This window comes from Sphingobacterium sp. UBA6320 (assembly GCF_002440335.1).
Classification (GTDB): Bacteria; Bacteroidota; Bacteroidia; order Sphingobacteriales; family Sphingobacteriaceae; genus Sphingobacterium.
Genome location: NZ_DJTA01000028.1, coordinates 310403 through 335839, shown reverse-complemented (window position 1 = coordinate 335839; position 25437 = coordinate 310403). Strand labels below are relative to the sequence as shown.

The window sequence follows — 25437 nt, the reverse complement described above, 5'->3', positions numbered from 1 at the left end:
TTTATAAGGTGATGTACGCTTTAAAGGGCTTTTGAATGGGTTGAGGGGGTAATGGAAAGGAATTTAGGGGATTTTGCCTGCTTGATGATTTCGGGTATCAAGATCAATTAGGCTACTTTTTTCAATACTATTCCGCAAGAATCGTAGGGGTAATGGGGGTATACCCCTACTTTTTTCATTTTTTTGTATTTAACTGCGTAAATCAGGAAATTTTTTATGTAATGCGCTCCGCATGACCATTAATATTTGATCAATGTTTGCGGCAGCTTCATATTCTGCAGTTTTATCACTTTTAGTTAGGCTATGTGTTGAAAGTAATTTTCCATCCTTGGTTTTGATCAATTTAGAGAATTCATAGGCCACTTCTTTTTTTTCTGAAGATTGCGTGACACCGGCTTTGACGCATAGATCCATCCAGAGCGTAAGTTCTTTGCCATTGAAGTTGCTATGGAGGTATTGTTCGACTTGATCAATGGCTGCGTGGTGTGATCCATTGGTTTTAGTTTGGACATATTCGCACATCAGTTTGAGTAAACTGGTGCTATTGTTATTGTAAGCAAAGCCCCGGATACAGGAGAAATGTTTGGGAAAGCGCAAGAGGCCATCCATAAAGGATGGATCGTCCATATACATTTCTTTCCAGCGGTTGAAAAAGCCCATATGGTTAAAATTGAAGTTGATCATCAATACCAAAAAGCGAAATTGCCAGTTTTTATTGCTGCGGTCGTCTTTGGCCAGTTGGTGCAGTGCATCCACAAACTGGATGATATAATCTTGGTGCCGATATTGGATATAAGGGATCTTACCTTCTTCAAAAAGACTGTTAATCGCGGAATGGATTTCGTCCAAGTATACCTGAGGGATCTGCTTGCTCGTTAATCTGTCAAATATGCTGTGGATATGGTTCTCGACATATGTCCTAATCTTGTGCTGATAATGATTAGGAAGTATTGTACCCGGATCGATATCGTTTTTAAACAAAAATTCAATCCGCTCGAGCAGTTCTTCTAGGGCTGATAAAGCACTGCGATCTTCTATATTTCGATCCAAACAGAAGTTATTGAGCTTTTGGTGCAGACGAAGTAATTGCGTGTGGTATAAGCGTACCGCCTGACGGGCGGTATCGACGCTACCTGCCTGACGATAGGCGTGCAATGACTCAGAAAAATTATCGGAACAAGCTACTGAAATGGAATATAACCGAGATGGTATTTCCTTCGCGTCTAGACGTTCGAGGGTTTCTACCTGTAGTGTAAGGGATTGTAGACTTACGATCATTTATACCTCCTTTTGATATCTTTATGGTACCAGGGCCAGCCGTATGCGCCTGGGTGCACCTGCAATATAAGTGTATCACCTTCTTTGCTACGCTCATGCAATCTGGGATTGACATCCATAGAAACATGGTGATCTTTACCTTCAAGATGAAATGAAAACCATAGTTCATGGATATCACAACAGACAGGGCATTTTTGGATCACGACTGCTGGAATGTGTACCGATTTTGCATTTGGTATATGTTGACAGTTATTCAAGATCAGGATCATACGTATATACCAGGTGCAGGCAATAATCATGATCGGAAATTGAATACAGCAGATCTTGATCAGGTTTGTATTTTTATAAAATAAGAAATATGCAAGGCTGCATAGACCTAAAGCTAAGGCTATTCCATATTTTAAAGCGATCCAAAATGGCTGTGAAACCAGTAGCAACTTATAGGGCAGGCGATCAAAAACTGAAATACTGCTGATCATCATGCAGATAAAAAAAATAAAGAAAAGCTGCATCACGACCTGATGACTGCGAATCTCCAAACAAGGAATAAGCAAAACAAGTAAGCCAATACTGTAGACCTGTAAATAGAATGTTGATGCTAAAAAAAGTCCATACAATGTGACTAAGACTGCTAGTATGATAAGTATATAATTGCGACTGAACAAGCTGAAATTTTTGTTTATTATTCTCATAAGCAGCGATTTATATCATTTGTTTATTGTGAATTAAAATTACCCATAAACACAGCTATTCTGTCTAAATGTTATATATATTTCAATAAGAGCATATTTTTTACATTAAGAGTCTTCTTTTCCCAATAAGAACTGGAATTGCAACAGCGAAGGGAGTTGTTTTTTTGATTTAAGATACTTATTGCCACTTTATGATGAATCTGAAAGCTACGTTTTCCTAATTAAGTATACTGCTTATCGAAATATTGGCTAAATTTAGATAACGAAAAATTCTTACTGACAAGAAATTTCATAATACACTGCTATCATAGCTGTTTAATAATTTAGCAGCTATGGGGCAGTGTGCGATTAAAACTAGTAATTATGAAAAGTAGCCAATTGATCATGTATCCCAAGGGTACGGAAGTAGACGTGCATTATCCAGATTTTATTTGGTTATGTATTGCTTCTTTTGCCTTTGGCGGTGTATGCTGGTATCTGGGTTACCTTGGGGCTGCTGCTGCCTGGCTTGAAAACACCTCGATCGTTGTCAGCTATCTGTTTTATGTATTGATCGTATTCCTAGCTTTCTTTTATATCCGGGCATTGATCATCGTACTTGATAGAAAGCAGAACTGGTTACTGAATCCACAAAAACGTTTTGCTACCCAACTTTTCACTTGCTGTTTACTGCCTACACTATTTTTATTTGGGGTGATTAGACCTGTGGCTATACCGAAGGATGAGTGGCTCTGGCTTCCGCTATTGGTCATTTTTGGTGGTGTCCTGTTCTTTAATATCTTGTATACAAGCTGTTTTTTTGTTGCTCTCGATCATAAAAGGAGGTGCTCTATTCTTGAATTAGAGCGGATGGTCCTGCATCGGGATCTCAAGATTTCAATTCTTAATGAACAGTTACAAAGCATGTCATCGATTGAAAATGAGGCCGAAGAAATTACTGTGGCAGAGGGGGCTGAAACGGAAACGGATCTAACGGAAGAAATAGATCTTATTCGTGTAAAATCAATCGATCCAGAGCAGGAGGAATTTTTACTCAACAACAGATTTCTCACTCAAAAAATTATGTATTCCGAACTGGGTCTATTTGCATTTGAGAACAATAATAATACGCCGATCGTACAGCTTTACCTAAAGACGGACATGGGTGAGCCTATAGCCTGTGAGCAACGGAGCTTAAATGAAGTGGTACGTGACACAAATGGATTTGTACAGAAGATAGGCCGCTATCATGCAGTAGCTGCCGATATGATACACGCTTGCAATCTCTTGAAAGGGGGAAGGCTTCGGATTGTACTGAAAGTTCCTTTTGAAGGGAAGGTCGATTTTGAGGTATCAGCAAAAATTGCTAAACGTATCAAGGGCTGGGTCATGCTTCAGGTGCCTATTGAAAAGGAATAATTTACTGAAATATAAACATTTTAAATGAACAGATCATGGAGACAGCAAAGGGGAGAAGATGGAAATGCCGTGCAACTGGAAAAGTTGGATTTCCATCAATGATCGAAGCACAGGGGGCAATGCTCCAATTTAAATTCAAATCACGGATTAGAAACAAGACGGACGGTAAGCGTATCAAACATCGGATGGGAAAATATGCTTGCAAGAGAGCTTACTATTGTAAGCTCTGCAGGGGCTATCACATCACCAAATGGGATACCACTAATTTTAATAATTACACAACTAAAGTGGAATCTTGGGAGATAAAAGATATTCATAGAAGTTGGAATTATTTAATGGAATAGTCTTGTGAGCGGGATTGTGCCGAACAAATTCTCAGTTGTTTCAATCTCTTTCATAAATTTTAAATATAAGTTCGGCAAAAATTAATATAAATTGCCGAACTTATATTTTATCCTTATCAAGGATTTAATTAATTAATCCAAAAACGGATGTTGCCAAGGTGCCCGATAAGTCCTTCTTAATAATTTGGTCGCTTCAGGATCATCAACACATATTTTTTTAATAGGGTCATAGACCAGTGGTCTATTCAATAACATAGATAGATTGGCGAGAATACAACTTGCCGTTGAGATATGTCCCTCTTCGATATCTGCCACTGGGAGATGGTCATTTTTAATCGCCGATAGTAGATTGAGCATATGCTGCCGAGTGGCAGGAGCTGTATGCAATTCGATCCGGGGTTCATTGAGATCTGCTGGAAATTTTTCTTTCTCATAAACGACATCCATACCAATGCGCTCTCCATTACCAACTGGAATAAATTCATATTTCATAACACTTCCTTTTAGCGTCCCTTTATCTCCATAGATAATAAATGCCCACGGATATTCTGGATCTGCAGGTGTTCCCCATGTTCGATGTTGCCATATACAGTTTAGATCATCATATTCAAAAATTGCCGTCTGTGTATCCGCGATATTGGATTTCCCTTCTTTCTGAACGTAAATTCCTCCTGTCGCACTGATCTTTTTAGGCCATTTGAGCTGCAATAGCCAACGAACAGTATCAAACATGTGCATACCCATATCACCGGTGATACCATTTCCATACTCCATGAAAGTGCGCCACCATCCACCGTGTGGCAAACCGTCATATGGACGTAAAGGAGCAGGGCCAGTCCACATTTCATAGTCAAGGAAATGAGGAATAGCTTCTAATGGTGGATTGCCATTTTTTCTCATATGGTAGTAACAGCACATTTCGACATGTGATATTTTACCAAGCATTCCTTGATCAATGACTCTGTTTTTGGCATCTATGAGGTGGGCTGTACTTCTTCTTTGGGTACCTACCTGCACCTTTTTGTTATATTTTCTTGCTGTACGGAGGATCGCTTCACCTTCTAGGACATCGATGCTGACCGGTTTTTGGAGATAGAGATGGGCACCCGACCGCATGGCATCAATCGCTTGTCTGGCATGCCAGTGATCTGGCGTGCCGATCAGCACAAGATCCAACTGATTTTCTGCAAGCATTTTCTTATAATCATTATAAAGCTTTGGAACCTTTCGTGATATTTGGCGCTCACTGATCAATCTTCCTGCTTCTTGTAGATGTCTGCTGTCGACATCACACAGAGCAACTACATCAATATCATGGACTTGCATAAGTCTAAAAAGATCACTTTTGCCATACCAACCTGTGCCAATTAGTCCTACGCGCATGTTTTTATTTTGACGAGTAAAAGCTAGTCCTTTAGCCTGCAAAGCAGACAATGTTAAAACTGCGCTCGTGCTTTGAATGAATTTTCTGCGGTTTAGATTGAAGTTCGCCATCATGAATTGGTTTATATATTGTTCGCTATGAGAAAAACAAAGAACTCAATATAATGATTATTTGGCAATTATTTCTCTATAAATTTATTTTGATGGTCTTAAGATGGAAATTTAAATATAGTTCTTCATAAATATTTAACATGATGGTTCATATGGGTATACATAAAAGATGATAGACTTAGGGCTACAAAAAGAGGGTTTATTTTATTTCACCCCCTTTCGCTTTATGATCCTATAGCTAGTTGTTATGGTAGCTATCTTTTAAATACTGTTTTACCATCCTTGATTGTTTCTTGCACCTGTATCGACCTCAGCTCTTTTGGATCTATGGTTAATGGATCCTTATTGAGTATCACCAAGTCAGCGATCTTGCCAACTTTCAAAGAACCTTTGGTATCTTCCTCTTGGTATTGATATGCCGCATTGATGGTGATCGCTTTTAGCGCATCGATCACGGGTATGCGTTGGTCTGGACCGAGTACCCTCCCCGAACGTGTTATTCTATTCACCGCAGCATATACACCGGTGATCAAATCTGGCGGTGTCACAGGAGCATCGTGATGGATGGTAAATGTTATTCCAGCATCTTTAGCCGCTTTGGCAGGACTTATAAATGCTGCTCGCTCTGGGCCAAAAACACTATTGTAGTGCCAATCACCCCATAGATAGGTATGTGCCGAAAAATAAGATGGTATTACGCCAATTTCTTTAATTTTAGCAATATGGTCTGGTCTACTATTTTGCACATGAATGAGGGTTGCTCGAAGTTCAGGTTTGTAGATTCCTTCTTGTTTTAATTTTTCGATGACACGCAATGCTTGATCAATCGCAGCATCTCCATTGACATGCAGTTGGGCCGTGATATTTTTTGAAAAGATTGTTTTTAAATCTGCGTAGAGCACTTCATCTGTAAATATTGGAAAGCCTTTATAATCTTTGCTTTGTCCCTCTGGAGGAACGAGATAGGGTTGTGTCAACCAAGCTGTCTTTCCTTGTGGCGAACCGTCATCCGAGAATTTGAACCCACCAAATTTGAGCCTGTTTTCGTATTTCATATAATGTGGTAAAAACGATTGCCATTCCTTTTTATTTGCTTCAAAATCGGGGAAATAGACAACATCAGCTTTGATTAATTTTTTCGCAGCCGCTTCACGGAGCAAAGTAAGTCCTACCCCCATGGTTCTTCCATCGCAAACCGTAGTCTGCCCATAGCTAAACCATTCATCTTGAGCAGCCAAAAAATCTTTCATTGATTGCGAGAGGCTATCTGTTTCAGGAGGTTTGGGAAGTAATGCCGTTAGTTTTATCAATGCGGTAAAACTTGCATTTTCTTCCAGTTTTCCATTTAATCGATTCGTTTTTGGATTGCGTCCATAATGACCTCCTTGAGGATCTTTTACATCTTCCGGTATCTGTAATAGTTTGAACATCGCCGTGTTGATCACACTCGCGTGACCGGAAGCATGGATAACGATAATTGGATTTGAACTGCTGACAGCGTCGAGTTCTTCACGCGTAGGATGGCGATGCTCGGTCATGATGGCATCATCATAACCATTACCCAGCACAGGAGTCGTTGCATCCAATTGATGCTTACTGATATAGTCTCGCAATGTCGTTTGTAAGTCTGCAATACGATTTACCTTGCCATATGGGCTGGGAGAAAGATCTACCGCTTGTGACATACCGGCACGCGAAGTGATATGACTATGTACATCAATAAAACCAGGCATGAGCGTTTTATTTTCCAAATTGACCTCATTCGTATTGGAGCCAACGTATTTCATAGCTTCTTTTTTCGTTCCCGCAAAAAGTATCTTTCCATCTTTTACTGCTAATGCTTCCACTTGAGGAATAGTGTCTTCCATCGTTAATATGGGACCTCCATAATAGAGGGTGTCTGCATCATTTTTTACATTTTTGCAACCGGCTAGTATACAGACAAACAAGATCACATTAATATTGTACTTTTTCCACATAACAACTATTGTTTAAAATCTATCGGTAGTTTTTAATATAAACTGTTTTTTACTTTTAATGTTTGAAAAATTGTTTGTGACTTTTGACTAGTATGGACGAGATCAATAAACTCTTGTTTAATTTTAAGAGTAAATGAAAAGAGCTGTAATCCTGAGGCTGTCGTTTTTTTTATATAAAAAGGAGCTGAATCATGGACTGCCTTCTAGATTTTGGTAGCAGCTATTTTAGAAAAAAATAGTTGCTTTTCATTTAATGATGCTTAAAAATAAAAAATATGCATCGCACTATTGCTGAAAAATATTGACTTAATATCATATTGTGATTATACATATTTGTACTGTGGTCGTTTATGAGCAGATATGGTTATCTTTTCTTTACTTATAAATTTGTTATTCATAATCAGTATATCCTATATTAAATAAACCGTTCCTTTTTATAAATAATATGGATTATGATTTTTTTTTAATGCTTTACTGCTTTTCTTAAGTGAGTACTTCAGTAGAAAAAAGTAATCACTTCAGTAGAAAAAAGTAATCACTTCAGTATATAAAGTAATCACTTTTTTAAAAATAGTAATTACTTAACCGAATTTGGTAGTTCAATTTCTTCTATAATGAGGTTGCTCTAGATAAATTTGGGCAACAGAAATGATAGTTGGATCCACATTTATCGGGCAGATATTTTCATTCGGGTGTCCCACATTTCATATTTACTGTCCCACATTTCCATTTGTTGTCCCATTTTGTCCCAGATTTCTGTTTATATCTGCCATCAATTTATGTTTGTGTGATGTGTATCCGGAAACTACATCATAAATATTATTTCAACGAGCTTAAGCTCATCAAAGCATCCAGTATGAGAAAGAAAAAAGTAATTATGGATTATTCAGGAATTAATGATCACGAGTTCAATACATTGATTGGAAAAGTCGTAGACTGCTTGGAGGGACACCATTTATTGACCGATTTGCCGATCAGTTTAGAAGAGATCAAGATGCAGATGCAAGACTTTAAAATCAAGTGGCAGAAAGCTAGTCGAGGAGGAAGTATATTGGAACGATCGGAAAAAAATGATAGCAAACAAATCTTAGTAAAAACCCTTCGAAGTCTTTCATTTTATGTCAATACAGTTGCAGAGGGTTCTCGATCTATTTTATTGAGTTCTGGTCTGGTGCTTGAGCGTGATCCCCGTACCCCAGAAGTTCCTGGTGTTTTATTGCAGGTAGCTTTAATTGATGGTAAACAACAAAATCAATTACAAATAAAATTTAAATCACAACCCTACGCGTTGATCTATGAATACGAGATCACAAGTCAGTTGGATGGATTTGAACAACCGCTATGGCAAGAAAGCTTTCAGACAAGTACAAGTTATGGTAATGTTTTTTCGCCTACTACAGCCGGTGTTACCTATTACATGAGAGTTCGCGCTCGAAATAAACATGGCATTGGTGATTGGAGTGAAGTGGTAAGCTTAATGGCAAGATAATATAAATGCGCTTACCATTCAGTAAGCGCATTTTAATCACTCAGCCCCTTTACTTCCAACCACCTCCGAGGTCACGGTAGGTAACGGCTACGGTATTCAACTGATCTCTTTTTGTTTTGATCAGTTCTAATTTTGCTTCCAAAGCATCCCGCTGTGTCATGAGTACCTCAAAGTAATCAACTCGGGCAGACTTGAACAGATCATTGGAGATATCATTTGACTTGGTCAAAGCTTCTACCTGCTGCGATTTGAGATCATAACTTTTTTGCAGATTGCTGATCTTCGATAGGTTGTTTGACACCTCGGCATATGCACTCAATATCGTTTGCTGATAGTTGTACATCGCTTGCAACTGGAGTGCGCTTGCTTTACTAAATTCAGCTTTTATACCATTTTTATTAATTAATGGTGTAGCAAGTTCTCCCGCAAGCGAGTATAACATCGACTCTGGCATCTTTACAAAGTAAGAGGGCTTGAAAGCTTCTAAACCCAAAGTTGCCGAGATGTTGAAAGAAGGATAAAATTCGGCACGTGCTACTTTGACATCTAATTTTGCAGCAGCTAAATCAAGCTCAGCCTTTCTGATATCTGCTCTATTTGCCAATAACTGTGAAGGGATGCCACTATGAACTGCAGGTGATACCATGGTCAAAAAGCTATTTTTGTCCCGTGGAATCTTTTGAGCGTATCTACCCAATAAAAGATTGATCCGATTCTCCGTTTCTTGAATATCCTGTTTAATCTCATAAGCCAAGCTTTGCGAATTGAGCATTTCAGCTTTGAATTTTTGTACCGCCAATTCCGTAGATCGAGCTGCCTCTTTTTGTGCTTTGATCACCTCAAGCGCATTCTGTTGCAATTTGATGGTTTCTTGCACCACATCGAGTTGGTTATCTAAGGCTAATAGTTCGTAATAACTGTTAGCAACCTCGGCAACCAGATTGGTCAAGACAAAATTCTTGCCTTCCATCGTGGAGAGATAGCGGGCTATGGCTGCTTTCTTTTGATCATGGAGTTTGCCCCAAATATCGATCTCCCAGTTACCTGTCAGTGCAGCCTCGTAATTCATCAGTGGATCTGGAAATTTCTTGCCCGGAACGATATCTGTACTTGCGTCGCCAGCACCTTGACTGGTATAGCGTCCTACTTTTTCAACTCCGGCGCCAATTTTGGCTCCTACTGTCGGCAATAACTGACCTTGTTTAAAACGGACTTCACTTTTCGCAATCTCGATCTCCTGCAAGGTGATCATGAGCTCTTGATTGTTTTTCAAAGCGGTATCGATCAAGTTGCTGAGATAATGATCGGAGAAGAAATCACGCCAGGGCGTGACGACCATATTCGTACTGTCTTTTAAAGCTGTCGTTGTGCTGTCATTATATGCGACAGGCACGATGTTGTTTTCTTTAATGATGGGAACGGACGGCACCTTACAGCTTGCTACTGAAACGCAGATCAAGCCTATTCCAATCCATTTTTTTATCTTGATATTATTCATGATGATCGATTTCTTCTGATAAAGGATTCTCGTTTTCGTAACTTGCCAATTTGCTTCTGGATGCTATCTTTCCAAAAATATAATACAGTCCCGGTATAATCAGTAATCCAAATACGGTACCGATTAGCATACCACCAGCTGCCGCACTTCCGATGGTCCTGTTGCCGATAGCACCTGGCCCGGTTGCAAATGCCAATGGTACTAGACCCGCAATAAAGGCAAAAGAAGTCATCAAGATAGGACGGAATCGTACACCCGCACCTTCAATAGCAGCAGCAAGTACAGAACTGCCGGCATGGTGTTTTTGTACAGCAAATTCGATAATCAATACCGCATTCTTCCCAAGCAGTCCGATAAGCATAACCATGGCGACCTGAGCATAAATATTATTTTCTAGACCCAATACTTTGAGCAGTAGGAATGCTCCAAAAATACCTGCAGGCAACGAAAGTACTACGGCTAGTGGCAATACAAAGCTTTCATATTGGGCGGCTAATATCATGTATACGAAGGTCAAACAGATCAAAAAGATGTAGATGGCTTCATTACCTCGGGAAACTTCATCTTTAGAAATACCTGCCCATTCAATACCATATCCTCTAGGTAATGTTGCCTTGGCTACCTCTGTAACCGCTTTAATCGCTTCGCCACTGCTATATCCTGGAGCCGAGGAGCCACTTATCTCCGAAGAGTTATACATATTGTGTCGTGTGATTTCGGAAAGACCATATACTTTTTCCAGTGTCATAAATGCCGCATATGGTACCATCTCATCCCTATTATTTTTCACGTATAGTTTGAGTATATCGTCTGGTTGCGCACGATATTGCGGTAATGCCTGTACCATGACTTTATACTGCCGATCATATTTAATAAAACTGGTTTCGTAGTTACTTCCTACCAATGTGGATAAAGTACTCATCGCATTGTCAATCGTCACTCCTTTTTGTTCGGCTTTTTCGTTGTCGATATGCAACATAAATTGTGGGAAACTAGCGCTGTAAAAGGTAAATACAGATGCTAGCTCTGGGCGTTTGCTCAGCTCTTTGACGAGATCTTTACTTACGGTTTCCATTTTTTTGAAATCACCAGAGCCCGCTTTATCCAAAAGGCGCAATTCAAATCCCCCTGCTGCACCGTATCCGGGAACTGCCGGAGGCCCAAAAAATTCAATGGTGGCACCAGTAATATCTTTTGACTTTTCTTCTAGCTCGTGCATCACATCCTGAACGGAGCTTTTGCGATCTTCCCAACTTTTTAAGTTGATCAAGCAGGTTCCAGTGTTAGCTCCGGTACCTTCAGTTAGAATTTCATAACCGGCTAATGACGATACAGACTTTACACCATCGATATTCATGGCGATGGACTGGAGTTTCTCTGCAATTTGATTTGTCCGCTCTAGTGTTGACCCAGGAGGCGTTTGGATGATTGCATAAAACATCCCTTGATCTTCATTGGGAATAAATCCCGATGGCAGGCTGTTGTTTAAAAAGAAGATGGCGGAACAGAAGGCTGCTAAAAGTACAAAGGTGACCAATCGTTTATTGACGATTTTACTCAATAAGTTTTGATAGCGATTGGCTCCTGTAGTAAAGAGGTTGTTAAAGCTTGTCAAGAACTTATTGAGCAATGTTTTTTTCTTCGGTTTTCCATGCTCATTTTTCAGGATCATGGCACATAATGCTGGAGTAAGGGTCAGTGCGACTACGCCAGATAGAATAATGGCTGTTGCCATAGTGATGGAAAACTGCTTGTAAAAGATACCGACAGGCCCCGACATAAATGCTACTGGGATAAACACAGCTGCCATGACCAGTGTAATGGCGATGATCGCGCCACTAATCTCATGCATGGCCTCTTCGGTCGCTTTTAAAGGTGAAAGATTTTTTTCCTCCATCTTGGCATGGACCGCTTCGATGACCACGATGGCGTCATCCACCACGACCCCGATGGCCATCACTAATGCAAAGAGGGTGATGAGGTTGAGTGTAATCCCGAACACGGACATAAAAGCAAACGTACCGATCAATGATACGGGCACTGCCATAGCGGGAATCAGGGTAGATCGCCAATCGCCTAAAAATAGAAATACTACAATACCCACCAGTACAAAGGCCTCGAGCAGTGTATGGATTACTTTTTCGATCGACGCATCCAGAAACTTAGACACGTCATAACTGATCTCATAATCCATTCCCTTAGGAAAGCTGGTCGCTTTGATCTCCGCCAATTTGCTTTTGATATTTTTAATGACATCACTGGCATTACTGCCGTACGATTGCTTGATCACGATGGCCGCAGATGGTCTGCCGTTAAGGGTCGAGTAGATATCATACATGGAGCTTCCAAATTCGACATCTGCTACATCTTTTACGCGCAGTACTTCACCACTAGGATTTGATTTCAGTATGATGTTTTCATAACCCTCTTTGGTATTGAATCGACCTGGATATTTAAGGACATATTCAAATGCTTGTGATCTTTTGCCCGAACTTTCGCCCGTTTTACCAGGAGAGGCTTCTAAACTTTGTTCATCAAGAGCTTTTAACACTTCATCAGCAGATATTTTGTAAGCCAGCATGCGATCTGGTTTTAACCAAATACGCATGGCATATTCTCTGTTACCTAGAATATCGGCAACACCAACACCGTCAATACGTTTCAGCTCGGATAAGATATTGATATCACCGTAGTTGAAGAGAAAGTTTTGATCGGCTTTCGGGTCTTTACTGAATAAGTTGACGTAGACGAGCATGTTGGACTCTTCACGCGTGATCTTTACACCTTCGCGAACGACTAAAGGCGGTAATTTATTGATCACAGAAGAAACTCTATTTTGTACATTGACCGCAGCGAGATTGGGGTCCGTTCCTAAGTTGAAAATAACTTGGATAGAAGCTTCGCCATCATTACCTGCATCTGATGTAATGTACTTCATACCTGGTACGCCATTGATCGCGCGCTCAAGGGGGATAAGTACTGATTTGACCATCAACTCACCATTTGCCCCAGGGTACTCTGCAGTAATATTTACTTTAGGAGGTGAAATGGAAGGAAACTGCGTAATGGGCAGTTTGAGCATCGATAATACACCAAGAAATACAATGATCAAGGAGATGACGATGGACAGGACTGGTCTATGAATAAATTTATTAAACATCGTTGATTTTTTAAGGTGGAACTATTGAGCGTGTATTTGCAAATGGGACATCACCTCCTGTGGTGCTACAAATTCGACTTTGATTTTATCATCGTCTTTGACTTTTTGAACGCCATCGATGAGGATCCGATCTGTCTCTGCCAATCCTGAAGAGACGAGGTATAGATCTGGCAGTTCATTCCCGATGGTGATATTTCTAGATTTTACAACACCATTTTTATCTACGACAAATACATAGATTTTATCTTGGATCTCGTAAGTAGCTTTTTGAGGTATGATCAATGCTTTTTTTAATGGGACAAGCATTTGAACACGGCCAGTCTCGCCATTTCTAAGTAGTTTGTCTGGATTTGGAAATCGTGCTCTAAAGGCAATACTTCCTGTTTCGTTGTTAAATTCACTCTCTATTGTTTCAACCTTTCCTTTGTACTTTAGCACTTCATTATTGGCAAGAAGTAAATTTACTTCGTTGTTGGCTCTATTTTGAATATGAGTTTGATAGTCTAAGTACTCCGATTCGGATACATTGAAATAGGCATATACTTGACTATTGTCAGATAAGGTGGTCAGCAGTTGTCCTTCATCCACAAGGCTCCCTAATTTTAAAGGAATGCGATTGATTGTACCAGCAAAAGGTGCTCGGATCTCCGTAGCTGTCACATGTAGTTTTGCTAGTGACATCTCAGCTTTAGCTTGATCAACTTTTGCTTGTGCTAGCGCCAATTCGTTTTTCGATACAATATTTTTATCGGACAATGCCTTTGTGTTTTCTAGCTCTATTTCTTCGGCTTTTACCTGTGCTTGTGTTTTTAAATATTCGGCTTCATAGAACTTGGGCATTATCTTGAACAGAAGCTGACCTGCCTGTACGGTCTGCCCTTCATCTACATAGATTTGTTGCAAATATCCTTTTTCTAAACCTCGAATTTCGATGTTACGGATCGACTGGATCTGTGAGACATAGTTTTTGGAAATCGTGGTATCCAATAATATTGGAGTCGTCACTTGGTACTCAATGTTCTCGATCTTTTCTTCTTTTTTAGGAGAGCAGCTGGTTTGGATCAATAAGACATACAAACACACGAACATGCCTGTGCTAATTCTTTTCATGAATGAAATTTTAATAATAATATTTAAATAAGTTGGTTGATATTTCTAGAATGGGGGAGACACTTCAGTTGCACAATATCAAAAAATAAGATATACAGCACAAAAAATATAACACGCTGATGCGGTTTATTTTAGGATTGATCTAAGATACTGAAGTGAGTAGGGATTCACAGGCGAAGCACGCGCTGTGCAATGTATTTGTCTGTAGGGGTAAAAGGTTGCTTTCTAAAAATCGATATGCGACTGTCTAAATTTTTAAGAATAAAAATTAATGCTAGGGCATAGCTAAGTAAGGCAATATTTTTAAAAATTGTAATGGAATGGGATTCGAATACGATTTCATCTTCAACATCATCTTCTGTCAGGTCGTAAGTGCGTTCATTGATCGCTTTACTGAAGATACTGTTAACATGCGATACTTTTATTTTTGTTGCGTTTAACCCATTTACAGACGAATTTGATGTAATTAAATTGCGGTGTAGGTTACTTGAAGTCGATATCTGGCCATCCCCTTGTACAAGGAGAAGATTGAAAATTAGCACCAGTAAATATATCGCTCTCATATTGGCGGTAAAAGTAGTATCAAGAATGATATCTTACACCATATTAACACTTTTTAACTGTCAGCTTTTTGTAAAAAAATAAACCACTCATTTAATTTAAAGTATAACGTATGGTCATCCGTCTACTATGCTGTGAGGTTTCTTGATTATAGTAAGTCCAATATTGTCTGCAGGCAGAATACATCCAGTAGCAGACACCAATGCTGGTTTGTCATAGGAATGAGAGAAACGAATAAACTGCCGTCGAAGATTGCGTTATTTTATTCGTTATGAAATAATTTTGGATAGTAGCAAATGGATCAATAATTGGATAATAATCATCAATTCCAAATGAAGAAGAATTTGTAAAGTATCAAGTAATTATAATCGTAAATAATACAAATTTATCTAAGTTTGGTTGAAATGAAGATCGGTAAAGGTTTAAAGATAGTTCTTACTAGTGTAATTATACTAATTGTAATGGGTAATGTTTATTTAACGCTGCCTCTGTTTGGCGGTCACATCAGTGGTGCTCGTTTGGAGCGTGTAAAGAAGTCGTCTAATTTTAGGGATGGACAATTTCAAAATCTTGAAAATACTCCTTCATTAAAAGAAGGGCAGAGTTTTGTGGGAGTGATGTATGATTTTTTGTTTAAAGATCGTGCTATCAGAAGTCCTCAGGTACCGCTTCCGGTCATGAAGCAGGATCTTAAAAACTTACCCGCAGATGATCTGATGATCTGGTTTGGCCACTCGTCTTATCTGTTGCAGATAGACGGTAAGATTATTTTGGTAGATCCAGTATTTTCGCATAATGCTTCGCCGGTACCAGGTAGTAACAAGCCTTTCCATATGTCATACACTTATCAGGCAGGTGACTTTCCTCCGATAGATCTCTTGCTCATCAGTCATGATCATTACGATCACTTGGATTATGAAACCATTCTTGAACTGGAACCTCAGACTGAACAGGTGATTTGTGGGCTTGGTGTTGGAGCGCATTTTGAGCGATGGGGGTATTCCGAAAGCAAAATCACAGAGCTGGACTGGTATGAGGAGACTCTTCTTGGTAATGAATTTAAAATTGTTTCTACGCCAGCACGTCACTTCTCTGGAAGAAAATTCAAACGCAATACCACGCTATGGACCTCCTTTGTATTGCAGACGGCTGCCTATAATTTGTTTTTGGGCGGAGATAGTGGTTATGGTCGGCATTTTAAAACAATTGGGGATAAATACGGACCATTTGACTTGGCGATATTGGAAAATGGTCAATATAATGAAGCTTGGCATTACATTCACACGATGCCCGATGAACTCTTAAAGGAAGTCAAAGATTTAGGTGCAAAACATTTTTTACCTGTGCATTCGGGCAAATTTGCATTAGCGTTGCACGATTGGAAAGAACCACTTGAGCTTATCAGTCAATATGCAGAGCAGCAACGGATTCCTGTATTAACGCCTACAATGGGCGAAATTGTCTATCTGAAAAATATGAATAAACAGTATGGTAAATGGTGGGAAGATCTAAAATAAAATAAGACTATTTTTTGTTTTTTTCTTCAATCCAAAGGGATAGATATTTGGTACTTAATACTGAATGATGTAATAAGAGCTGTCCGATAAAATTTTGTTGACGGTGTGCCTGAAGCTGTGCTTTAATAAATCGAATCGTCATTAAAAAATCGTCTTCAAATTTGTCTCTCGCATAGCGCTGGTTGATGATTGCTATCCCGTGGCGCTGAGCATCTAACCATGCAGATTTGTCGGTATATAATTCAATAGCCTTTGCGACAAATAGCTCAGGTTCATTGGCTATAAAACCATTCCATGGAAAATCACCACACATAGCTTCCGCTCCGATACTTGTAGTCACCGATGGCGTACCCGTTTGCATAGCATCTATAAATTTCCCTTTTACACCTGCGCCAAATTGAATAGGAGCTAAGAGTACACGGTGATTGGACAGGGTATCCTGTGCATGGTCAGCTCTTCCATGAACGAAGAATCTTTCCTTGGGATTATGGAGCTGCAATACTTTTTGACTCGGATAAGCACCATAGATATTTAAGTTAACTTTTGGTAGCTGCCTGCTCAGTAACGGCCAAATTTTGGTTTTTAAATACTGTACGGTGTTCCAATTCGGTTCATGAATAAAATTGCCGATAAACATAAAGTCTGCGCGCTTTTCAAATGTCTTCCAGCTTGCTACGCACGCTTCATCAATCTCTTCCTCTAAAAATGGCAAATAATAAAGAATCGATGGGTTGATGGCAAATTGATTGGTCAATAACTGCATCTCAAGTTCAGAAATAATGATGGATATATCTGAACGTAGGATTGCTGCGATCTCGCGTTTGGCAATATCTGAATAGAGTAAGGCTTGGTCAAATTGCTCTCCACTCTTGGTATTGGTTTGGCGAGCGTGCCTTAAGAAGTGTAAATCTTCTGTATCCAATATGCGTACAGCATCGGGACACACTTGAGCGACTCGCCAACTATATTGCTCCTCGGTCATAAAGCGGTCGAAAACAACAATATTAGGATTGAGCGCTTGAACAAATTCATTGAAACTCGCATCATTGAGCTTTATTTCAACTTCATGGATACCCATTGCACTTAAATCTGCGCTGTATGGTGATTTAGACGCAGCACTAGCAAAGGTGATTGTATTATCATTATTCTGAAAGCTTTTTAGCAATTGTATGATGCGAAATCCTGCAGCAGATGAGCTGGGTTCTGGCCATACTAGACCGATAAAAAGTATTTCTTGTTTTTCCATCGACGGAAATTTACACAAAAAGCGTTAGACCATATTCATTATTTTTTCAAATGCTTGTTTTTCAAATGAAGATAATTGTGCTAGGGATTCATCGCGCAGGTCTGATGATCAAATCGTACATGCTAAGAATCAAGAATGATTACAAAAAATAAGTATGACCAAATTGGGATTGCAGAGTGATAGATCGATCATATATCAATTCATTTCCATTTATATCAAGGCATTATTTGCGGGCCATAAATAAATGTATCTTGTTTTAAAACAAGGATTACAATTTGTTTATTTAATGTGAGTAAATACTTTTTATATTTAGTGGAGCTAATTTGTCAGTACAGATATGAAGAAATTATTGCTAAGCGGAATCCAAAAACTATCTCCTAAGACCTATTGGAAAGAGTTATTGGCTGTTTTTATTGTCTTGTTGGCTTTTGTATTTTTCAGAAGCGAACGTAAAGAAATTGCATCTATCGGTCCGCAGTTGGCAGCAGCAGACTTCAATTGGTTGTTGGTCGGGTTGGTGATAACCATCATGTACATATTACTACAAGGTGTCATGTACATCTTTAGCTTTCGATCAATTGGTTTAAAATTGAATCTATGGGATGCCATTGAGTTGTTTTTAAAAAGAAATCTTTTGAGCGTTTTTCTTCCCGCTGGCGGTGTGAGCTCTTTGGCGTATACCACCTCACAATTAAGAAAGAAAGAGCTCAATGCAACAAAAATTCATCAAGCAGGAGCAATATATGGCTATGTGGGTTTACTGACCGTTTTTATCATAGGTGTACCCATTATTCTGTATACTATTTTTGATCATAAAAGTTTTGATAATGCTTGGATTTCATTAGTTGTACTGGGTATTTTGCTCGGCTTTTCTTTTATATTCTTTTGGTCGATCAGAGTTAAAAATGGCCTATACCGCTGGTTGGAAATAAAATTTCCGAAACTGATTGTTAACATGCATGAGCTGTTTTCTGCTCATATTCATAAGGGATATTTGTGGATGACTATTGGTATCTCCATTGCTATTGAGTTATGTGGTATTGCTCACGCATTTATCAGTATGCACGCATTACAAACTCATGTATCTTTTGAAGCGGCCGCCGTAGCCTATACCATCACAGTTGTATTGATGATGGTATCTCCTTTTTTGAGGGGACTTGGTGCCGTAGAGTTTACCATGCTGTACATCCTAACGTCGTATGGTTATAGCAAAGAGCAAGGCTTGAGTATTACGATCATATATCGTTCCTTTGAATTTTGGTTGCCTTTGCTTTTTGGTGTTATCTCCTTTATCTGGAGAGGGCGACAGATTATAGCCCGTATTTTACCAGCCATCGCTATTTTCTTCTTGGGTATTATCAATTTGATTTCAGTAGCTACACCACCTTTGGTTGAGCGCATGCGACTGGAAAAGTATTATTTACCCATCGAAGCGATGCATGCATCGAAGTTGATGGTTTTGGTTTTAGGATTAGGTCTTATGGTGAGTGCGGCATACCTCATTAAGGGATATCGGTCCGCTTACTGGATTGCTCTTATCTTTTCATTTTTATCGTTGTTGGGTCATATTGGTAAAGCACTAGATTATGAAGAAGCACTAGTATCGTTATTTATTATCATTTTATTGATTTCCAATCGAAAGCAATATCGGATCAAGATTAATAAAAATTGGATGCAAATTGGTTTTGCAACGTTTTTCATTGCATTAGCCGGTGTCTGTTTATTTGGTTTTGTTTGTTTTTATGTGATTGATAAAAAACATTTTGGTGTTGATTTTACTTGGCAGCAATCGCTTTATTATACGATGCAAAGCTTTTTGTTATTTAATGATGAGTTGATCCCACGAACCACATTTGGACGAGAGTTTTTGAATATCACCCATTTTTTAGGACTCTTTTCTTGGATGCTGTTAATTTATACATTTTTATGTCCTCGAATAATTAAAGAAGAGGATAATGAACAACAGGACTTGGATAGAGCAAAGGGATTACTCAAGCAGTTTGGCGGTTCACCTATGGATTATTTTAAAATTGCGGCAGATAAGCAACTCTATTTTTCTAAAATAACCGATGGCTTTGTTGCCTATCGGATCAGTCAAGCTTTTGCAATTGTTTTAGATGAACCCGTCTGTGCCTATGATGATAAAGATGATGTCATTGCCGAATTTGAACGGTATTGTGCTTCCTTGGGATTAAAATCTGTTTATTACCGCGTAGATGAAAATAGCCTGTCCTATTTTAATATGCTTCGGAAAAGAAAAATAGTTATCGGACAGGAGGCATTGATGGATGTATCACTGTTTTCCTTGGAAGGTAAAAGCCGCAAATCACTTCGAAATGCCTTAAATAGTTTAGAAAAAAAAGGATATAAAACTCGTTTAGTGTTAGCGCCTCATGATGATCAGTTTATTGCGGAATTAAAAAGAGTATCTGATGAGTGGTTGACCGTATTTGATAAGAAAGAGATGATTTTTTCACAAGGGCAGTTTGATGCTGTAGCAATTGCTGAACAAGATGTGATCGTCGTACAGGACGATCAGGCTAAAGTCGTCTCATTTTTAAATATTATCCCTGATTTTACCGAAGGGGAATGTACGTATGACCTCATTAGGAAAGTGGAAACAGCACCAGGCGGATGTATGGATGCTATGATTGTTGAATTGGTCAGCTATGCCCGAAAAAAAAGGAGTAAATATATCAATTTGGGTATGGTACCCATGAGTGGCATTGAATCTCCAGATAATCCAGCAGAGCAGATCATGAAGTTTGCTGCGGATAAAGTGGGGTCTTTTAAACATTATCAGAGCTTGAGAGATTTTAAAGAGAAGTATGCTACGATCTGGGAAAACAAGTACTTAATTTTTGGCAATGATTTTGACTTGTTACAACTGCCGCAAGCTTTGTCTAAAGTAATGAGGCCTGATCATGAATAGAATGCAGATGATACGCACAAAATTAGGATTATTGATACTCTTGTTTTTGATAAAAATAACAGTAATGGGCCAGCAGAAAGAATCGTCGCTCAAAATTTGGAATAATAATCCCAATAACCCAGTGATACTTTTTCTAAGCGGAGACGGAGGTTTTAACAGTTTTTCTTCGAGCTATTGTGAACTTTTGGGAAAAGAGGGATATACTGTCGTGGCAGTAAATTCTAAAAGCTTTTTCTGGGATAAAAAATCTGCCGATCAGATCGCAAAGCAACTGACAAAGAGTGTTGAGCAATTGTTGGATGGAAGAAAAAATCAACATGTATATTTTGTTGGATATTCGTTTGGTGCAGATGTGATCCCATTTGTTGTTAACAAATTGACAGCAGATTGGAAAAAAAGATTGCAAGCTGTTGCGCTTATTGAACCATCAACTTCTACTGATCTGGAAATTCACGTATCAGATTTACTCGGTCGGAGTAATATCAAACGAAGCATGGATGTGGTTGCCGAAATCAATAAGATGATTGGTATAAAAACAGCGATCGTATTAGGTGAAGATGAAAGTGACTTCCCGATTAAAAATATCCGTTTGGCAAATCTTCAAGCCATCTTTTTAAAAGGGAATCATCATTTTAATGGAAATGCACTGGAGCTCGTGAAGGCAACAGTGAAATATTTTGCATCGAAATAATGATATTATGGGGGAAGATTTAATAATCACCTGATTGAGCTTCATGCTACTCCCTGTGAAAAGATCATCCATGTCTACAGCTACACAATATAGTTCATTGGTTTACGATGTGTTGTATGGCCCTCGGCTCAATTTAGTCTCATTCCTGTGTGTTGTTGAAGTGATGGTCTTGTTTATGCTATGGAACGTGTGATATAGGAGGGAGATGTCAAGTCAAGAAAAAATAAATCTAATTTTCTTGTTGTAGGTCAATTTTTTAAAGAAGTATAATTGATATGTTTGTTTAATCTTAAAAAAATAGAAAAATATGGAATTAGGAATAGGAATGTTTGGCGATTTGCATATTGATCCCAAAACTGGACAAATACAATCTTCACAAGAAAAATTACATCAAATTATTGAACAAATAAAACTGATGGATGAAGTCGGGCTTGATTTTTTTGGAATGGGGGAACATCACCGTCCGGATTATGCTGTTTCTGCTCCTGAAATTATCTTAGCCGCTGCTGCATCTGTTACTAAAAATATAAAATTGGGAAGTGCTGTTTCTGTATTAAGTTCGGCAGATCCAGTAAAGCTCTACCAAGATTTTGCTACAGTAGATGTGTTGTCCAATGGTCGTGCTGAGCTTATGGCAGGCAGAGGATCATTCATTGAGTCCTTTCCATTATTTGGCTATAATTTGAATGATTATGGTGCTTTGTTTGAGGAAAAACTAGATTTACTGATTAAATTGAATAGTCATGAAACCATCAACTGGACAGGTAAATTTCGACCTACCTTAGTGAATCAACAGATATATCCGCGTCCGGTGCAACCAAAATTACCGATCTGGATTGCCATAGGAGGTACTACATCGTCTGTGATTCGTGCTGGTAAATTAGGTTTGCCTGTCATGTTTGCTATTATTGGCGGTACATACGAGGCTTTCAAGCCTTTGGTAGAGATGTATCAACAAGCATATGCGGACAATGGCCATGATATGGATAATTTTCAGGTAGGTGTGCATATGCACGCTCTTTTTGGAGACGATTCACAGCAGGTAGCAGATGCTTATTATCCAATTTACTCTGCACAGATGAATCGCATCGGTGGTGATCGCGGATGGCCTCCATATCAACGTACGCAATATGACTTTGGTCGTTCTTCACACGGGCATCTGATCATCGGTGATGCAGATTATGCCACAGATAAAATCTTGAAAATTCAGGAGTCTCTAGGACTGACCCGTTTTTCTGCACATATGGATGTAGGGGCACCAAGTCATCTTCAAATGATGAAAGCGATTGAGGTATTTGGAACTAAGATTGCTCCACAGGTAAGAGCAGCACTTAAAAAAGGAGAATAGGGAGAGTGCAAAACTTTACAGGAACATTTTTATATCGCTGAGATATGATTAACTTTGTTTTTTTTAAATAGAGGGGACAATATGTTAGGATTGAAATTGTTAACGGATCCAAGATGGGCTAATATTGCGGAAGGAAATTTAGAAGAAATTCTGACCGATCACGCTTGGTGTGAACAGAAGGCTGCTTCAAATGCTATTTCTCTAATTATGTACAATTCGGAACATGAAGAATTGGTGCACGAATTGACGGCAATTGCTATTGAGGAAATGCAACATTTCCAAATGGTCATTGATATCATTAAAGCAAGAGGTTATACCCTGGGCAAAGAACGTAAAGATGATTATGTAGGCCAGTTGATGAAATTCAATAAAAAAGATGGTTCTCGTAATATGGCCTTTATCGATCGCTTACTATTTGCTGCTATGATTGAGGCTAGAAGTTGCGAACGTTTTCGAGTCTTGTCTCAACGTATAAAAGATGAAGAGTTAGCCAAATTTTATCATGATCTAATGGTTTCAGAAGCCAATCACTATACTACCTTTCTGAATTTTGCGCGTCAATTTTCTACCGATGTAGATGTGGACAAACGTTGGAAAGAATGGCTGGATTTTGAAGGCAAACTCATACAATCATACGGTACCAAGGAAGCGATCCACGGATAAATATTACGATAACGTAAAAGCCCCATTTTCAATTTATTGAAAATGGGGCTTTTACTATAATATGATCGTTGATCTACGTTCTAAAATACAATTGTCCATCCAGACGCCTTTCAGTTGTGCCGATTTATGTTGGGTACCCAAGACACTAAAACCGAACTTCTTGTGCAATGCAATACTTTTCTCATTTTCTGGAAAAATAAATGACATGATTGTCCATATACCGGCCTGTTCGGAACTAGCGATGATATGTTGCATCAAAATCTTACCGATTCCTTTTCCATGATGATTTTCATCAATGTAGATGCTGAGTTCAGTGACTCCATGATAGCCCGTTCGTTGTAAAACAGGAGATAAAGCAACCCAACCAATAACAGTGTTGTCTTCCAGAGCAACAAATCGCATGTTTTTTAAATGGTCATAATCCCACGATTCCCAAGGGCTTGTTTTTGTAGCTAAAGTAATGTTTCCTGCATCGATTGCCTGTTGATAGATGCGTGCAACATCATTATAATGCTGTTGTTCTAAATGTTTAATTTCCATCTGGAGCGTTATGATCGTTTTTTGTTTATCATGGAATACATGTTGCTCGATTCACATTTCAAAACTAGGAAAAGTTTGGATGCATTTTAAACTAATCTTGTATTTTAAAGAATTATAAACTTGTTTTTCATTTAGTTAAGGTATCTTCTTTGGTATCTATCTCAAGGACAAAAGAAATGAACGACCGATGCGTAAACTAAATTGCAGCAACATCGACAAGAGTAATAATTTATGATTCAGATAGTTCGGCTTTTTATGACATTATAAAAATAAGATTTTTATAGAAATAACCTTACCTTTGTCGTGTGACTGATAAAAGTAAAATAATTGATATTCGTAGTCTGTCGATAGATCAGATTAAAGAGAAGCTTACTGAAATGGGTGAGCAGGGTTTCCGTGCAAAACAAATTTACGAATGGATTTGGGCAAAATCTTGTGTGGATTTTGATTTGATGAGCAACCTCAGCAAACCTTTGCGAGAAAAGCTGAAAGAAAATTTTGTTATTCGTGCTGTTACAGTCAAACAATCGCAGATTAGTTCTGATCGTACTATCAAAAGCAGTTTTGCACTTTATGATGGCAACGTTATTGAGGGAGTTTTGATTCCTGCGCCAGAACGTATGACAGCATGTGTGAGTTCACAAGTAGGCTGTAGCTTGACTTGTAAGTTTTGTGCCACGGGATACATGGATCGTAAACGTAATCTCAATGCAGACGAAATCTATGATCAAGTTGTTTTAATCGCTAGACAAGCAGAAGAAAAGTACCAACAACCATTGACGAACATTGTCTATATGGGCATGGGAGAGCCGCTTTTGAATTATGCGAATATGATGAAATCGGTCGAACGTATCACTTCTCCCGATGGTCTTAATATGGCAGCGAAACGTATTACAGTATCTACAGCAGGTATTGCCAAGATGATCAAGAAGCTGGGTGATGACCAAGTACGTTTTAACTTAGCCCTTTCTTTACATGCGGCTAATGATAAAAAGCGTAACGAGATTATGCCGATCAACGAACAAAATACCTTAGAGGCTTTAGCAGATGCACTGAAATATTTTTATGCAAAAACAAAAAGCCCGATAACATTCGAATATATTGTTTTTGATAATTTCAATGATGATCTGGAAGATGCGAAAGAATTAGCGAGATTTTGTAAAAATGTACCTTGTAAGGTCAATATCATTGAATACAACCCAATTTCACTCGCTAGTTTTGTAAATGCCGACGCTGATAAAATTGAAGTATTTGCTAATTATCTAAAGAATCAAGGAATTATTACCAATGTTCGTAGAAGCCGCGGAAAAGATATCGATGCTGCGTGTGGACAGTTAGCAATTAAAGATAAAGAAGCTCAAGAAGCTTAATCAAATCATCATCATAGACGATCTATATTTCTTTTCAGCATTTCGTTTGGGAGGAGTTAACGCAAGTTGTAAAGCAATTTCTAATATCCTGTAACATAGATTCTTTTGATTAATTTTGTTTTATTTA

General features: G+C 38.7%; 19 protein-coding genes. 9 read left to right on the top strand and 10 right to left on the bottom strand.

Annotated features, from left to right (window positions below; all coding sequences use genetic code 11):
- Positions 1-189: 189 nt before the first annotated feature.
- Both B3P23_RS18330 and B3P23_RS18325 read right to left on the bottom strand, forming a co-directional pair.
- Positions 190-1278 (bottom strand): hypothetical protein, encoded by a 1089-nt coding sequence (locus B3P23_RS18330; protein ID WP_293928619.1) that lies wholly within the window; start codon positions 1276-1278, stop codon positions 190-192.
- Positions 1275-1970, bottom strand: coding sequence for a hypothetical protein (locus tag B3P23_RS18325; protein WP_293928617.1), 696 nt, complete (start codon positions 1968-1970; stop codon positions 1275-1277). Before B3P23_RS18325 ends, B3P23_RS18330 begins: the two co-directional genes overlap by 4 nt.
- Positions 1971-2333: 363 nt before the next feature.
- Here B3P23_RS18325 and B3P23_RS18320 point away from each other — a divergent pair, with 363 nt between their 5' ends.
- Positions 2334-3368: a hypothetical protein gene (locus tag B3P23_RS18320; protein ID WP_248755032.1), complete on the top strand. Its 1035-nt coding sequence runs from the start codon at positions 2334-2336 to the stop codon at positions 3366-3368.
- 35 nt (positions 3369-3403) lie between these two features.
- Complete coding sequence (locus B3P23_RS18315; protein WP_293928614.1) at positions 3404-3712, top strand: hypothetical protein; 309 nt, start codon at positions 3404-3406, stop codon at positions 3710-3712.
- Positions 3713-3844: 132 nt separating this feature from the next.
- On the opposite strand, the gene B3P23_RS18310 is transcribed toward B3P23_RS18315, so the two are convergent.
- Together B3P23_RS18310 and B3P23_RS18305 are read right to left on the bottom strand one after the other, a co-directional pair.
- Positions 3845-5209 (bottom strand): Gfo/Idh/MocA family protein, encoded by a 1365-nt coding sequence (locus B3P23_RS18310; RefSeq protein ID WP_293928612.1) that lies wholly within the window; start codon positions 5207-5209, stop codon positions 3845-3847.
- Positions 5210-5460: 251 nt separating this feature from the next.
- Positions 5461-7185 carry an amidohydrolase gene (locus tag B3P23_RS18305; RefSeq protein WP_293928610.1) on the bottom strand — a complete coding sequence of 575 codons (1725 nt, stop codon included), beginning with the start codon at positions 7183-7185 and terminating at the stop codon, positions 5461-5463.
- Between the two features lie 856 nt (positions 7186-8041).
- On the opposite strand from B3P23_RS18305, the gene B3P23_RS18300 reads away from it, so the two are divergent.
- A complete protein-coding gene (locus tag B3P23_RS18300; protein ID WP_293928608.1) occupies positions 8042-8674 on the top strand; it encodes a hypothetical protein in 633 nt (210 codons plus the stop codon).
- 49 nt (positions 8675-8723) lie between these two features.
- On the opposite strand, the gene B3P23_RS18295 is transcribed toward B3P23_RS18300, so the two are convergent.
- From B3P23_RS18295 to B3P23_RS18280, 4 genes are all read right to left on the bottom strand, one after another.
- Positions 8724-10172 carry a TolC family protein gene (locus tag B3P23_RS18295; RefSeq protein ID WP_094771895.1) on the bottom strand — a complete coding sequence of 483 codons (1449 nt, stop codon included), beginning with the start codon at positions 10170-10172 and terminating at the stop codon, positions 8724-8726.
- Positions 10165-13332: an efflux RND transporter permease subunit gene (locus B3P23_RS18290; RefSeq protein ID WP_293928604.1), complete on the bottom strand. Its 3168-nt coding sequence runs from the start codon at positions 13330-13332 to the stop codon at positions 10165-10167. Before B3P23_RS18290 ends, B3P23_RS18295 begins: the two co-directional genes overlap by 8 nt.
- 21 nt (positions 13333-13353) lie before the next feature.
- Entirely contained in the window at positions 13354-14442 is a 1089-nt protein-coding gene (locus B3P23_RS18285) for an efflux RND transporter periplasmic adaptor subunit (RefSeq protein ID WP_293928602.1), read from the bottom strand.
- Between the two features lie 167 nt (positions 14443-14609).
- Positions 14610-15005: a hypothetical protein gene (locus B3P23_RS18280; RefSeq protein ID WP_293928600.1), complete on the bottom strand. Its 396-nt coding sequence runs from the start codon at positions 15003-15005 to the stop codon at positions 14610-14612.
- 459 nt (positions 15006-15464) lie between these two features.
- On the opposite strand from B3P23_RS18280, the gene B3P23_RS18275 reads away from it, so the two are divergent.
- Positions 15465-16520: an MBL fold metallo-hydrolase gene (locus tag B3P23_RS18275; RefSeq protein ID WP_293928598.1), complete on the top strand. Its 1056-nt coding sequence runs from the start codon at positions 15465-15467 to the stop codon at positions 16518-16520.
- 7 nt (positions 16521-16527) lie between these two features.
- Here B3P23_RS18275 and B3P23_RS18270 read toward each other — a convergent pair whose 3' ends face one another.
- Positions 16528-17766, bottom strand: coding sequence for a glycosyltransferase (locus B3P23_RS18270; protein ID WP_248755021.1), 1239 nt, complete (start codon positions 17764-17766; stop codon positions 16528-16530).
- Positions 17767-18103: 337 nt separating this feature from the next.
- Here B3P23_RS18270 and B3P23_RS18265 point away from each other — a divergent pair, with 337 nt between their 5' ends.
- The 4 genes from B3P23_RS18265 to B3P23_RS18250 all read left to right on the top strand — a co-directional run bounded on the left by B3P23_RS18265 (position 18104) and on the right by B3P23_RS18250 (position 23400).
- On the top strand, positions 18104-20698 hold the full coding sequence (locus B3P23_RS18265; protein ID WP_293928594.1) for a phosphatidylglycerol lysyltransferase domain-containing protein: 2595 nt from the start codon (positions 18104-18106) through the stop codon (positions 20696-20698).
- Positions 20691-21389, top strand: coding sequence for an AcvB/VirJ family lysyl-phosphatidylglycerol hydrolase (locus B3P23_RS18260; RefSeq protein WP_293928592.1), 699 nt, complete (start codon positions 20691-20693; stop codon positions 21387-21389). The genes B3P23_RS18265 and B3P23_RS18260 overlap by 8 nt, the downstream gene beginning before the upstream one ends.
- 307 nt (positions 21390-21696) lie before the next feature.
- On the top strand, positions 21697-22737 hold the full coding sequence (locus B3P23_RS18255) for an LLM class flavin-dependent oxidoreductase (RefSeq protein ID WP_248755018.1): 1041 nt from the start codon (positions 21697-21699) through the stop codon (positions 22735-22737).
- A gap of 81 nt (positions 22738-22818) precedes the next feature.
- Positions 22819-23400: a tRNA-(ms[2]io[6]A)-hydroxylase gene (locus tag B3P23_RS18250; RefSeq protein WP_293928590.1), complete on the top strand. Its 582-nt coding sequence runs from the start codon at positions 22819-22821 to the stop codon at positions 23398-23400.
- 54 nt (positions 23401-23454) lie between these two features.
- Here the strand turns inward: B3P23_RS18250 and B3P23_RS18245 are convergent, their stop codons facing one another.
- Positions 23455-23940, bottom strand: a complete 486-nt coding sequence (locus B3P23_RS18245; RefSeq protein WP_248755017.1) for a GNAT family N-acetyltransferase — start codon at positions 23938-23940, stop codon at positions 23455-23457.
- A 305-nt stretch (positions 23941-24245) separates the two neighbouring features.
- Here B3P23_RS18245 and rlmN point away from each other — a divergent pair, with 305 nt between their 5' ends.
- Complete coding sequence (rlmN, locus tag B3P23_RS18240; protein WP_045754599.1) at positions 24246-25310, top strand: 23S rRNA (adenine(2503)-C(2))-methyltransferase RlmN; 1065 nt, start codon at positions 24246-24248, stop codon at positions 25308-25310.
- The last annotated feature ends 127 nt before the right edge of the window (positions 25311-25437 follow it).